This is a genomic window from Epilithonimonas caeni DSM 17710 (assembly GCF_000426465.1).
GTDB lineage: Bacteria > Bacteroidota > Bacteroidia > Flavobacteriales > Weeksellaceae > Epilithonimonas > Epilithonimonas caeni.
Window position 1 is genome coordinate 506,379 of sequence record NZ_AUFK01000009.1, and the last position, 13,956, is coordinate 520,334.

At 38.6% G+C, this 13,956-nt stretch carries 8 protein-coding genes; all 8 read right to left on the reverse strand.

Annotated elements, in window-relative coordinates; all coding sequences use genetic code 11:
- Positions 1–11 precede the first annotated feature (11 nt).
- Positions 12–2,462 (reverse strand): glycoside hydrolase family 31 protein, encoded by a 2,451-nt coding sequence (locus tag K319_RS0103520; RefSeq protein ID WP_034671319.1) that lies wholly within the window; start codon positions 2,460–2,462, stop codon positions 12–14.
- A gap of 43 nt (positions 2,463–2,505) precedes the next feature.
- Positions 2,506–4,431 carry an alpha/beta hydrolase-fold protein gene (locus K319_RS0103525; protein ID WP_027382373.1) on the reverse strand — a complete coding sequence of 642 codons (1,926 nt, stop codon included), beginning with the start codon at positions 4,429–4,431 and terminating at the stop codon, positions 2,506–2,508.
- Between the two features lie 174 nt (positions 4,432–4,605).
- Positions 4,606–6,219: a glycoside hydrolase family 43 protein gene (locus tag K319_RS0103530; protein WP_027382374.1), complete on the reverse strand. Its 1,614-nt coding sequence runs from the start codon at positions 6,217–6,219 to the stop codon at positions 4,606–4,608.
- Positions 6,220–6,456: 237 nt separating this feature from the next.
- On the reverse strand, positions 6,457–8,175 hold the full coding sequence (locus K319_RS0103535) for a glycoside hydrolase family 43 protein (RefSeq protein WP_027382375.1): 1,719 nt from the start codon (positions 8,173–8,175) through the stop codon (positions 6,457–6,459).
- A 377-nt stretch (positions 8,176–8,552) separates the two neighbouring features.
- Positions 8,553–11,015, reverse strand: coding sequence for a glycoside hydrolase family 95 protein (locus K319_RS0103540; RefSeq protein WP_027382376.1), 2,463 nt, complete (start codon positions 11,013–11,015; stop codon positions 8,553–8,555).
- Positions 11,016–11,022: 7 nt separating this feature from the next.
- On the reverse strand, positions 11,023–12,306 hold the full coding sequence (locus K319_RS0103545) for an MFS transporter (protein ID WP_027382377.1): 1,284 nt from the start codon (positions 12,304–12,306) through the stop codon (positions 11,023–11,025).
- A gap of 1 nt (position 12,307) precedes the next feature.
- Entirely contained in the window at positions 12,308–12,946 is a 639-nt protein-coding gene (locus K319_RS0103550) for a bifunctional 4-hydroxy-2-oxoglutarate aldolase/2-dehydro-3-deoxy-phosphogluconate aldolase (RefSeq protein WP_027382378.1), read from the reverse strand.
- On the reverse strand, positions 12,943–13,941 hold the full coding sequence (locus tag K319_RS0103555) for a PfkB family carbohydrate kinase (protein ID WP_027382379.1): 999 nt from the start codon (positions 13,939–13,941) through the stop codon (positions 12,943–12,945). The genes K319_RS0103550 and K319_RS0103555 overlap by 4 nt, the downstream gene beginning before the upstream one ends.
- Between the last annotated feature and the right edge of the window lie 15 nt (positions 13,942–13,956).

Sequence of the window (13,956 nt, forward strand, 5' to 3'; positions counted from 1 at the left end):
ATGCTTTAAGATTATTTAAAACTTACATTTATCTTTTTTCCGGAATAGTTTACCATTTTCTGTTGGCCATTGGGAAGAATTAAAGTAAAATTTCGTTTCTCAATCATTCCTTTAAAATTTCCCTTTCTGGAATCTATCGTCAAGGTTTTTGATTTTTCGTTCCAATGAAATGGTATTTCAGAGTAATTTCCTTTTTCATAATTATAATTATCAAATTCATCTTCGTACAATACAAAATCAGCATCTGCTCCGGGATAAATTTTTATAATAATATTGTCCCATTTTTTCTCCGTTGCATACTCTACATCGGGACCCAACGGAATAATACTTCCGGCTTTCACATACAATGGAATACTTTGAAGAGTAACAGATTTTTCAATTTCCTGTCCCCCTTTTTGCTTTTCATTCGTCCAGAAGTCAAACCAGTCTGCACCTGCAGGAAGATAAACCTTTACTGTTTTATTTTGATTGAAATCGACATTGGAAATAGAATTTTCTTTTTTGCTGGCATCAGTTTTATTCCAGCCTTCATTTTCGTCTGTTTTTACGATTTTTTCCGGTGTGTACTGAGGATTAAGAATTGGCGCAACTAAGAATGATTTCCCGAATAGATATTCATTGTTGATATCCCAAGTTTTTTTATCTGACGAAAAATCCATCGAAAGTGCCCGTAGAAAGCTAGAATTATTTTTAGAAACATCCCAAGAAACAGAATAGATATAAGGCAGCAAACTATATCGTAGTTTAATGAATTTTTCTATCGCATCATAAACCGTATCTCCTTTTTTCCCAAACTGATAGATTTCCCTTGGAACATCAGTTCCGTGCGAACGCATCATTGGTGTAAAAGTTCCGTATTGCAGCCAGCGAACATACAATTCCTGAAACATCGGATTTTTGGCACCTCCATTTCTTTTATAAACACCAGCAAAGAAACCGCCGATATCGGAATTAAAATTCGGATTTCCTGTCAGGCTAAAATTTAAACCTGCCGGAACCTGATTGCGCAAAGATTCCCACGAAGAGTTGACATCGCCTGACCAGGTATTGGCTCCATATCTCTGCTGACCTGCAAAAGCCGATCTTGTAAGGATAAAAACCCTTTTGTCGCTGGTTGTTTCACGCTGATGGTCATACACTCCGCCAACTGTCATCAGCGGATAAGCATTTCTCACTTTTCGGAAAGAACCGAGATAGGTTTTGGTATCTAAATCTTCGGGTTTTTGACTGAGATGATCCGGTTCCGTAGAATCCATCCACCAGGAATCTACGCCAAGGCTGAAAACACCTTTATTCAGATATTTCCAGTAAATATTTCTGGCTTCGGGATTGTAAGCATCGTAAACACGGACTCCGGAAGGATAGTTCATATCGGGAGGCCAGACTTCCCGGCCAGATTCTGGCCAGGTTTTGAAATCGAACAACATTCCTTTTTTATCCATTTCACGGTACTGATTGGTCATCGGTCCGAACGACGACCAGATGGAAACGGAAAGATGTGCATTCATATCGTGAATATTCTGAATCATCTTTTTAGCATCAGGGAAATCAGGGCTGATGAAATCCATCGCATTCCACTGATAATTGTTGCCCCAATACTGCCAATCCTGGATAATTCCATCCAAGGGAACTTTCAAATCACGGTATTTTTTAACGACATCCACCAATTCTTCCTGACTTTTATAGCGTTCCTTGCTCTGCCAGAAACCATAAGTCCATAAAGGAATCATCGGCACTTTTCCCGTCAGGTTTCGTATTCCGGCAACTACACCATCGGCATTTTTCCCGTAGATGAAATAATAGTCAATGCCTTCTCCTACTTCAGAAGAGAAAGATGTTTTCTGCGGTGTATCGGTAAATTGTGTCGGCGAATAGTTGTCCCAAAATATACCATACCCTTTTACAGACTGGAAAAACGGCACAAAATCCCAGGTGTTGTTCTGAATCATTTTTACATCTATATTTCGCTGAGACATTTTTCCGTTCTGTAAAATTCCCAACCCGTAGATGGGCTCATCTTTTTCCAGCTGAAAAGACTGTGTAACCGAATAAGTTGAATCTCCTGCATCATTAAAAGGTTTGAAATCATTTTCTTTTTCCTTCAAAAGTTCTTTTCCTGATGATGATTTGTAAGTTATTTCACCATTTTTAGCATTAATAAAAAGCTGTACATCATTTGTTTTAAGTGAAATAATATGACTTTTTTCTGAAACTGAGAATTTAATTTTCTGCTCTTGTTTAATGACCGACAAGGTATTTTTGACGAATGATTTTCCGGCGGGATATTTAATAATTCTAATCATATTTTCTCCATAAAATTTCACTTCAACATTCATATCATCAGCGGAAAACTTCAATCCCGAATCTGTTTTTTGATAAGATTGTGCATTGACATTTACCATTCCGGAAATCATTATTATTGTAATGATGGAAGTTTTTATGTTAATCTTTGTAAATTTCATTTTAGATTTGAATTATTTTTTTTATGCTATTGACTTAAAAACATTATTTAAAAAGTATCTGTGCAAACTGATACAGACTGTTTCTCCATACCGGCCACGTGTGACCTCCCGGATAATCCGTGTACGAATATTTAATTCCGATTCTGTCAAATTCTTTCAGCATTTTCTGACCGTTTTCATAAGCGATATCATCTTTTCCGCCCATTGAAATCCAGAAATTTTTAACATTGGATGAAAAGGCAGATTTATTTTCATTTAAAAATTTGTACTGTTTATCGGCAACGTCCTGAAGCATCGGCAACATATATCCTGAACTGAAAACACCCAGACCAGAGAACATATCAGAATTCTGGATTCCTGCATATAATGTATAAATTCCGCCCATAGAAAGTCCTGCCAACGCACGGTTTTCTTTACCTTTTTTTATTCTGTAATTGGATTCGGCAAACGGAATGATGGACTCTTTCAGTTCTTTTTCAAATATCTGAAGATTACGCTCGCCAAAGTTGCGGATTCCGCCCTGACCAATATTTGCATCCGGCATAATGATGACCATTTTTTTTGCTTTTCCTTCGGCTATCAGATTATCTAATATCAGATTGGTTTTGCCTTGCTTCGCCCAACCGCTTTCATCTTCACCACCACCGTGTAAAATATACAATGCAGGATAAGATTCTGAAGGATTCTGGTCGTAACCCGGCGGTGTATAAATAAAAACTCTTCTCCATGAGTTGGTGATTTTAGAATAGAAATTTTTGATACGGATATCACCGTGCGGAACGTCTTTTAATGCATAAAAATCATCTCCTTCAAAAGGAATATCGATTCCACTGGCATATCTTCCCATTCCGTAGAATGTTTCACTGGACGGGTCTGCAACCGCAACACCGTCAATCAGCAAAGAATAATAATGGAAACTTCCGCTTTGAGCATCAGTTGTACCCGTCCAAAAGCCATCGGCATCTTTTTTAAGGTCATATTTTTTTCCTAAATCTATCTGAACTTTTTGCGCATCCGGTGCTTTTACTTTAAAAATAACTCTCCCGTCTGGAAGAATCTGAGGATACTGAGCATTTCTGATATTGGTTGCTGCGGGAATTCCCAAAACGGTAAATCCATCAAATTTAGTTTTATCAACAGGTTTGAATAGAAGCTGTGAAAAGATGTATAAATCATTCTTCCAAACTTTGAAATCGTGACCGCCCGGTTCTATATAAAAAATATGCGGAACTTTATTCTTTTTCAGATAATCGCTGGTTCTTTTACTGAAAGGCATCAGTCCATCTGCATCGCCGCAGGAAATAAAAATAAGCTTCAGCTTTAGTGCATCTTGTGGATTGGGTAAAAGCTGATTCGGTTCTTTCGTGTTGGGTGCTGAAGAAAATGCACCCAGCCATGCAAACTTATCGATGTTTCCAAAAGCAAAATTCTGTGTTTGTCCGCCTCCCATTGATAGACCAGCCAATGCCCGGCTTTCACGGTCTTTTTTGACAGGATATTTTTTCTCTACAAACGGAATCAGGTCATTCAGCAAATCTTTTTCAAAGGTTGCGAAAGCTTCAACTTTGTCCGGAGCCATAATATTTCCTGTTGCCCGGTCATCTTTCATTGCACGGCCGTTGGGAAGGACTACAATCATCGGCTGCAATTTTCCCTGTGCATAGAGATTATCCAGAATAACGTTCGGTTTTCCCTGATTAAACCATTCTTTCTCATCTCCGCCAATGCCGTGAAGAAGATAAAGAACAGGATATTTATCCCCTTTTTTGAATCCCGGCGGTGTGTAAATCAAAGCTTTTCTTGTAGTTCCAACCGTTTTTGAGACATATTGAATAGTGTCAATTTTTCCGTGGGGAACAGTAGAGTTTTCAACGTCGAAACCCTGCGGTGCCTGTTTATCAAGAGTTTGTGCAGAAACAAATATTCCCGACAAAACAAATCCTAGAGCCAATATAACTGATTTATTCATAATTTTATTTGTATTTTTTACACTTATTAATTTAGATAAAAAAATAATAGTTGTCAGAATTTTCTCATTTTTTTCCATAGGTTTCACCTACGGCTATTTACATTGAAACCTTCGGGTACGTTAAGGTAAAATCTAACAAAGTTCTTAGCCTCCTTAAAATTAATCCTGCCTTCATTATTCTGAATTTTTATTTACCCTGAAAAAATCAACATCCACAAAACCACCCACATTTTTAGTTGCATAATTAAAAATCGCAAACTTAGAGCCCATAAAAAGTCTTCTGTAATCGAAAATCATTTTGTAATCCTTTGCCATTTCCTTCCAGTTTTTCTGGTCGGTACTGTAATAGAAATCTGCCAAATCTTTTCCAAGATTAAAATCGGCATCGATGCGTAGGAAAATTTTATCCGAAGTTAGGGGATAACGTTTTTTTTCTTCTTTTTTAACGCCTGTCACCGCCTTTGTTTTATTATCTAAACTGACTTCATTAGTTGAAAAAATGATAAACTTTTTACCACCTTCCATCACCACAGACAAAATCCCGGAATCTCCGTTGAAAGCGCTGAAACCTGCAACATCGCCATCTTTCATCCCTTTTACATCCAAAGCAACCACTGCGCTGGATTTCGGGCCTTCCATTCTTTGTGTTAAAGTATTTGGAGCGAGATAGAGATTATCTACAATTCTATTGGTTTTCAACCTTAAAAAGCCTTTTCTTTCCGACAAAGACCAGGCTGAATTTACCGGATTATGATTCCATTGCCACTGTATTTTCATCTTTTTATCGGAAAATTCGTCGCTTTCTACCAGATGATTTTTTGGTTGAAATGGCGGAAGCGGAATCTCGCCTTTCAAAGGTACTTTTCCGTTATCACCCAAAATTGGCCATCCATTTTCCCATTTTACCGGAAGCAAAATAGGAACTCTCCCTACACCGTTTCTGTCCTGAAAAATCAGCGAATACCAATTGCCGTTCTTATCATCAATCAAAGCACCTTGTCCGGCGTATGAAAATCCAAGAAAATTGTCTTCAAGAACAACCTTTTTCTCGTAAGGTCCCGTCACATTGTCGGCTCTGTAAACCACCTGTCTGCGTTTTCCGTTTCTTGGCCAGGAAATCATCATCATATAATATTTTCCATCTTTTTTAATGATTTGATTTCCTTCCAAAAGTCCTGTTTCAGAAGCATCTTTTTGAAAAACCTCTGTTCCGTTCTGATTTCCGATAATGGTTTTAAAATCCGGACTCAGCTCAAAAACTTTATTGGAAGTGAAAACATAAACCCGGTCATCATCATCGAAAAACAAAGAAGCATCGTGAAAATGTTTCGTTCTTGTAATCAGCTTCCAGTCTCCTTTTTCGGGATTATCGATAACGTAAAAATAAGATTTGAAAGGCTCATCATTCGGAGAAAACAAAACATAATATTTTCCTTTGTGAAAACGGATGGATGAAGCCCATTGGCCACGACCGTAAACGGTTCCGTTCAGCAAATCATATTTTGAATTGTCATTCAGTGTGTTAAAAACATAGCTCGCCATTTCCCAATGTACCAAATCTTTGGAATGCATCACCGGTGCTCCCGGCATCAAGTGCATTGTTGTACTTATCAGGAAAAAATCATCTCCGTTTCTGGTGATAGATAAATCCGGCGCATCTGCCCAGATAATCGGGTTGGTAAATTCTGTTGTCTTCTCTTTCAGAGCCGGATTTACCTGGGCTGAAAGGAGATTCAGCCCGATAAATCCAAAAATAGAAACTATATAAAACGATTTATTAATTTTCACGGTTTTGATATTTTGGTTTGATTGGTTTAATATAATTTTAAACACTTCGACAGGCTCAGTGTGACATTGCTAATACTAATTGTTTATTTCAAATTGGCTTATTGTACCAAAGCCTATATTATTGTAAATTTGGGCTAAAGCCGATTGATTGTTTTTCTTTGAAAACGGGCTAAAGCCCGTTCCTATTGATATTACCACTTTTCCTTTACAAAACCTTGAAGGTTTAGAATGGTTAAATTAATTCGGAACAATATCATTAGAAGAAGTGCTGTACAGACCAATCAAACTTCCAGTGAAGCCTCCTGCAACATCGGTTGAAAGGATATCTCCAGAAACTGAACCTCCAATATTTTTAAAATTTTTGCCATCTAAAGAATAATTAAAACTGATTTCATCTTTTTCTCCTACAACCTGTAATTTAATCGGTTTTGAAAATGAAATTTTCCCGCTTGCAATCAGCTTAGATTCTCCTTTTTCAGTTCTTTCCAAAACAATATAAAAATCTTTGTCTTTTTTCGTTATTCCGAAAACATAGTTGAACCTTTCGCTTTGATAGCAGGTAATTCCGGCTAATTCTTTTTCAGATTTAGGCTTATAATCAAGCATTACAGAAGTTTCAAAATCTTCGTGCTGCAGTCTGTGGAACAGTGCAGAAACAGGAGCCAAAGCTTTAATATTGGTTTCAAAAGGAGTCACTTTTACACCATTTTTAGTCACATTGATAAAATTCTCACGAGGTCCGCGCATGGCGATCCAACGGAAATCCAGGTTTTTATCCGTTAACTTATCATTATAGGTAAAGTTCCCGTTCGGGAAGAATCCGTTTTGTCCGTTCTGGTTTTGAACGCCTTGTGGCATTTTCAATTTCGGTTTCATCGGGACCAAACCATTTTGAAACACAGGATAAGTTCCGCTCCAGTCAACCGGAAGAATGAAGGTTTCTCTACCTTTTGTTACACGATTATTGACATTCGGACGAATGGCTAAAAATACGCCGTACCATTGCCCGTTCGGACCTTCCACCAAATCGGCGTGACCTGCCCAATCCACTTTTTCTTTTCTGTCTCTTGGAAAATATCTTTGCGTTAGAATCGGGTTGTTTTTAGCGGGAACAAACGGACCTTTTGGAGAATCTGCCATAAAAATAACTTCGCTGTGGTTGCCTCCGGTTCCGCCTTCCGCACACATCAGGTAATATTTTCCTTTGTATTTGTATAAATGCGGTCCTTCAATCCATATTGGTTTTTGGGAAAGGTCTACCCCACCATTCACGATAATTCTATCTGAACCTGCTACAACTTGGTCTTTTTCCAAATCGTAGTCCCACATTTTGATGACGCGGTGACCTTGATACTGCTCGGTTCCTTTTGGTGGAGCGTCGTTGTGAACAATATAAGCTTTTCCGTCATCATCGAAGAAGATGGCAGGATCGATTCCGTCGAAATTCAGTTTCTGGACTTCACTCCAGCCTTTTGCCGGGTCTTTGGTTTTTACGACCATATTTCCGACTCCGCCCGCGATTTGGGTGGTAATCATATAAAAAGTGTCGTTGTATTTGTTGTATTTGATATCCGGTGCATAAATTCCCTGAGAAACTCCGCCTTTTTCAACTTTCAGCTGAGAAGGCCTGTCGAGAACGTGACCAACCTGCTTCCAATTCACCAAATCTTTAGAGGTGAAAATCGGAACTCCTGGAAACATTGAGAAAGAAGAGTTTACCAAGTAATAATCTTCTCCTTTTTTGGTAATACTCGGGTCCGGATAACAGCCCTGAAGAATCGGGGAATAGAATTCGTCTGATTTTAAAGGATTGTCGTTGTATATTTTGTCGTTTCCTTTATATTGAAAATCGGTGAATGTCTGTGCTGAGACACTGGTCATCGACAGTAAAGCTGCTGCTGCAAAAATGCCGGTTTTGTTTTTTAGGAAATTGGGATTCATTGTTATCTTTTTCATATATAATTTTTAATTTTTGTTACTATTGTTGAACCCTTTCAGGGTTCGTGGTCCATTTTCACATTGTCCCACAGGTTTCACCTGTGGCTATTGTTGTTGAACCCTTCAGTTATTGTTATTAACAGGTCGCCTCTACGAGACTTTGATTGCAATTAACTTTTTTTCTATTATCAGGTCACTCCTACGGAGTTTTTGTAAATTTTTCATGTGACTAACATGTTTCAAACCTTTCTACCATAATTATCCGTTGAATCACTCGCAGCCCGACCTGAGTGGAGCTCTTTTTGCCGTAGAGAAGCGGAGGCAAAAAAGCGGGAACGGAGGGCGGATAAAGCTGCCCAAACCTAACAAAGTGGTTCAACGAAGTCAAATAATTTTTATTTCATTTTTAAAATATAAGTTTTTCCTGCTTCAGTCGGGAAATCGTACATTACCGATTCTTTTATTTCTACAGGATTTAATTTAGCTTCGCTGGAGATCATTGGTTCCTTAATTTCAGGTGTTTCAAAAAAAGGATTCGGGTTTTTGCCTTCTGCTTTTTTGAGTTTTACATTTCCTGTTAATTTCATTTCGTTCGGAATTCTGATTCTGCAGTTTCCACCTAAATTTGATTTTATGATGATTTCTTTCGCTTTATTATTCTCCCAGATTATGCTGATTTCAAAACCTCCATACGTTTTCAGGCCAGCAATTTTTCCGTTTTTCCACTCGTCTGGAAGTGCGGGAAGAATGTCGATGAAACCGTTTTGGGTTTGCAAAAGCATTTCGGTAATTCCGGAAGTACAGCCAAAATTTCCATCTATCTGGAACGGCGGATGTGCGTCGAAAAGATTCGGATAAGTTCCGCCTTTGCTGCCCCAGCCGTCTTTTTCTACCAACGATAATTGGTCTTTGATTAATTTATTGGCGTGGTTTCCATCTAATAATTTTGCCCATAGATTTACTTTCCAGCCCATACTCCAGCCTGTGGAAACGTCACCACGATGCAGTAAAACGGTTTTCGAAGCTTCCAGCAATTCGGGCGTCGTAAAAGGATTGATTTGGTTGGACGGAAACAATCCGTAGAGATGCGAAACGTGCCTGTGATTATCTTTCGGATTGTCCCAGTCTTCTGCCCATTCCTGCAATTGACCATATCTTCCGATTTTCATCGGTGGTAATTTTGAAATGATATTGTTCCAAACCGGGATTTTATCTGAGTCTATATTAAGAATTTCTGCTGCTTTTTTTGCCTTCGTAAAAAGGTCAAACATCAGCTGATTATCCATCGTATTTCCTGCTGCCAAAGCACTTCCCTGATGTCTGTCCGGAATATTCTCGGGAGACATCGATGGACTTACAACCAGCCAATGATGCGTCGGTTCTTCTATCAGAAAATCTTCATAGAATAGAGCGGCAGATTTTAGAATTGGATAAATGGATTGGAGATAATTTTTATCGCCATTGTACAAATATTTTTCCCAAAGATGCTGGGAAAGCCAGGCTCCGCCCATCGGCCACATTCCTGCGTTGGCAAAATCTACAACGCCTGTGATTCTCCAGATATCCGTATTGTGATGTGCGACCCAACCGCGGCTTTTGTACATCGTTTTTGCCGTTTCTTTTCCGGATTCGCTTAAGTCTTTTACCATCTGAATCAGCGGTTCGTGCATCTCGGAAAGATTGGTCTTTTCCGCCGGCCAGTAATTCATTTCCGTGTTGATGTTAATGGTGTATTTGCTGTCCCAGGCGGGTTTGTTGGAATTATTCCAGATGCCCTGGAGATTGGCTGGCTGACCGCCCGGCTGTGAGGACGAAATCAGGAGATAGCGACCAAACTGATAATATAACGAAATCAATTCCGGGTCGTAATGGGTTGCGAAATTTTTAATCCGAATGTCGGTTGGTTGTTTTGCTGCTTCGGAAGTTCCTAAGTCGAAATCCACTCTTTTGAAATATTCTTGATACGAAGCCAGATGATTTTTCAGTAACGTATTGAAACTTTTTTGTTCTGAGGCCTCGATGTATTTTCTGCTTTTTGAAACTTCGTCTGAGTTTAAAGTTTTGTAATCTGTGAAATTGGTCGCTATGGAAATTAGAATCAGTACTTCATCAGCATTGCTTACCGAAATTCCATCCCTCAAAACTGCCGTTTTTCCACCTTTATTGATGAATTTTGCAAGTGTATTGAATTTAACCTGACCCTGAATTCCATCCAAAGTTGAAGACAATCCGTCCATTTGCAAGGTTTTAGAATCAATGGCTACGATGTTTTTCTTAAGTTCGCCGTTGAAATTGCTTGTGAAATTCAGTGCATTTTTTTTGTCCGAACTTAATTTAATTACAATAACATTATCAGGAATTGAAGCGAACACTTCCCTTTTGAAATTAATTCCGTTGGAAGTAAATGTCGTGGTTGTGATTGCTTTTTCAATATCTAATTCCCTGTAATAATTTTTAACATCATTGACATTACTAAAATCAAGCGTAAAATCGCCAATATTCTGATAGGCCGAACCGTGAAGTGTTTTGGCCGTCAAACCTTTATCCGCAAGAACCTGAGCTCTTTTGTAATTTCCGTTAAATAAATAATACCGGATAGAATCCAACACTTTTGGTCCATCAGGATTATCATTCCGGGAAGGTCCGCCCGACCAAAAAGAACCTTCGTTCAGCTGAAGTTTTTCCCGGGAAGGGTCACCAAAAACCATTGCAGCCAATCTTCCGTTTCCAACTGGTAATGCTTCCACCCACTGTTTGGCAGGCTTGTCATACCAAAGCTTGTTTTTCCCGCCTTTTTGAGCCAGGGAAAATCCGCTTAGAAAAAGACAGATGATTAATATGTAATGTTTTTGGTTCATTTATTTTTTAACTGATTTTTACAGCCGGTTTTCTGTTAATTAATTTAATTACCAACCAGGCTGCAACATAAGACATTCCGGCAATAAAGAAAATGATGCTATAACCTCCATTAATATTTCCTGATTTTTTGAATGCATCCAAAACAATTCCGATGAACAGCGGGAAAATAATTCCTGCAACAGAACCCAGCATTCCACCAAATCCAATGACAGAGCTTACATAATTATTGGGAAGCCTGTCGCCAACGCTTGTCATCAGATTCGCTCCCCAACCTTGATGTGCAGCTGTTGCAAATGCAATTACAACTGTTATCATCCACATATTATCCAGGTATTTTGAAAACATCACCGGAACTACCAGCAATGCAAATAATAGCATTGTAAAATTCCGGGCTCTGCTGATTTCCCAGCCTTTCTTGATTAAAGCAGAAGACAAATAACCGCCCCCAATACTGCCTATTGTTGTTCCTCCATAAATTAAAATCAATGGTAATGAAGGTTTCGTCAAATCCATTTTGAAAACATCTGCAAAATAAGCCGGTAACCAAAACATAAAGAAATACCAGATCGGGTCGGTCATCATTTTCCCGATGGCAAAAGACCAAGTTGCTTTCAGTTTCAGAATATCTTTAAGAGGTGCACTTGGAAGGTTGTTTTGATTCTCCTCCTGGTCACTTTTGATGTAAGCCAGTTCTTCTGCAGAGAGATTTTTATTATCTTCGGGTTTGTTGTAAAAACGCCACCAAAGTACAAGCCATAAAAGCCCGGCCGCTCCAATCCAGACAAAAGTCTCCTGCCAGCCATAATGTCCTAAAATAAACGGTACCAAAACAGGTGCTAAAATAGCCCCGACTGTTGCTCCCGAATTGAAAATCCCTGTCGCCAAAGCTCTTTCTTTTTTGGGAAACCATTCCGCTACAGATTTTATCGCGGCCGGAAAGTTACCCGCTTCTGAAAGTCCCAATGCTGTTCTAGCAAACAAAAATCCGATGGTACTTTTCACGAAACCATGACCAATAGATGCCAAACTCCAAACCACCAAAGACACAGCATATCCGATTTTGGAACCCACTTTATCTACAAACCTTCCCATCAAAAGATTTCCCAAAGCATACGATGCCGTGAAAGCCATCACAATATAGCTGTAATCTTTTTCTGTCCAGCTAAATTCTGCTTCCAAAGTAGGTTTCAGAAGGCCCATCACCTGGCGGTCGAGATAATTGATTGTTGTTGCCAGAAAAACTAGGAACAACATAAACCATCTCAGATTCTTTTTTTGTGGTGCCTGCATCTTATTCTTGATTTAAGAGGGATAATAATTGTTCAACTTTTTCTTTTAGCTGTTCATCGGAAAATTCTTTTTTGACCAAAGCACTTCCAAGTCCGACCGCAACTACACCTCCGCTCATCCATTCGGAAATATCCTGAGCTTCTGCATGGATTCCGCCTGTCAGCATAAATTCCATTTCCGGGAAAACCGGAGAAATCGATTTGATGTAATTTTTACCGGCCAAATCCGCAGGAAAAACCTTTACCATTCTCAATCCGTTTTGATAAGCGATATTGATCTCCGACGGCGTGAAACATCCCGGAATCAACAGAATATTTTTGTCAACAGAATGTTTCACCAACTCTTCATTAATGATTGGCGTAATGATAAAATCAGCTTTTTCATCAATGAAAGCATCCATTTCTGAAATATTTTTCACTGTTCCGATTCCTAAAGAGAGTTCCGGAAATTCTGTTACTGCTAATTCTTTCAGTTTTCTGAAATTTTCTAAAGCCAATTCCCCACGATTGGTATATTCTACCGCATGGATTCCTGCTTCATAAAGCGATTTCACAATCGATTTTGAAACCTCTAAAGAATCATTGTAAAACAATGGAACTATCTTCTGGTCTTTTATTTTTTGTATGATTTTTAAACTCATAAATTTTCGATATTAATCGTTTCGTTGATGGTGTCGCCTTGTACAAAAAGTTTTTTGAAAGCCACTTTTACAGCATCATCCAGGATTTTTTGGATTGAATTTCCTTTTATGCTTCCGTGAATCAAAGCTGCCATAAATGAATCGCCGCTGCCGACTCTTTCCAAAATCTTATTCGAATAATATTGCTCTGAAATGAATAATTTCTCTTCAGAATATATTGTCGCAAAATAATTGACCTCATCACCTTTTGTGAATCGGAATGTGTTGGCAATCAATCCTACATTCGGATATTTTTTCTGAATTTCTGATGCTGATTTTTCAGCTTGTTTTAGAAGATTCTTATCATTAAAATTTCCATTTAATTCGTATTCAATTGGAATATTCAAGAATTCCTGAATCGACCAGATATTTCCCATTAAAACCTTAACGAATGGCATTAATTGAGAGATTTTATCATAAGGATTCTGATGCTGCCAAAGTGATGCACGGTAATTCAAATCCAAAGAAACTTTGATATTTCGGGCATTGGCTTTCTTCATCAAATCAAGACATTTCCGGAAAGCATTCTCGCTCAAAGCAGGCGTAATTGTACTGATATGAAGCCAGGTTACATCCTTAAAGACTTCGTCATCAGAAAAACCTGAAAAATCCGATTCTGTGAAAACTGACGGGAAACGGTCGTAAATGACTTTCGCATTCTGCATATCGCCATCAAAAGGAAGGTAAAAAGCTCCCATCCTGCCATTTGACTTCTCTGCAAGAACTTTTATTTTTTCATCATTTAATTTTAATTCCAACTGATTGCCGAGATAATTTTCCGGTAACGCAGAATACAGAGAAACCTGATTTCCCCATCTCGAAAGTGCCGAAGCAACATTATACTCAGCTCCGCCAACGTAAATTTTGAGAGCTTGATTTTTCAGCCAAGTTCCTTCAGAATCCGGAGCGAAATGCAAAAGCAATTCGCCGAAACATAAAATTTTTTTTGAAGCCATTTTTTTTGTTGAACC

Coding starts and splice junctions, on each gene's coding strand:
- K319_RS0103555 (WP_027382379.1), bottom strand. CDS start 13,941: ATGGCTTCAAAAAAAATTTTATGTTTCGGCGAATTGCTTTTGCATTTC.
- K319_RS0103545 (WP_027382377.1), bottom strand. CDS start 12,306: ATGCAGGCACCACAAAAAAAGAATCTGAGATGGTTTATGTTGTTCCTA.
- K319_RS0103540 (WP_027382376.1), bottom strand. CDS start 11,015: ATGAACCAAAAACATTACATATTAATCATCTGTCTTTTTCTAAGCGGA.
- K319_RS0103525 (WP_027382373.1), bottom strand. CDS start 4,431: ATGAATAAATCAGTTATATTGGCTCTAGGATTTGTTTTGTCGGGAATA.
- K319_RS0103550 (WP_027382378.1), bottom strand. CDS start 12,946: ATGAGTTTAAAAATCATACAAAAAATAAAAGACCAGAAGATAGTTCCA.
- K319_RS0103535 (WP_027382375.1), bottom strand. CDS start 8,175: ATGAAAAAGATAACAATGAATCCCAATTTCCTAAAAAACAAAACCGGC.
- K319_RS0103520 (WP_034671319.1), bottom strand. CDS start 2,462: ATGAAATTTACAAAGATTAACATAAAAACTTCCATCATTACAATAATA.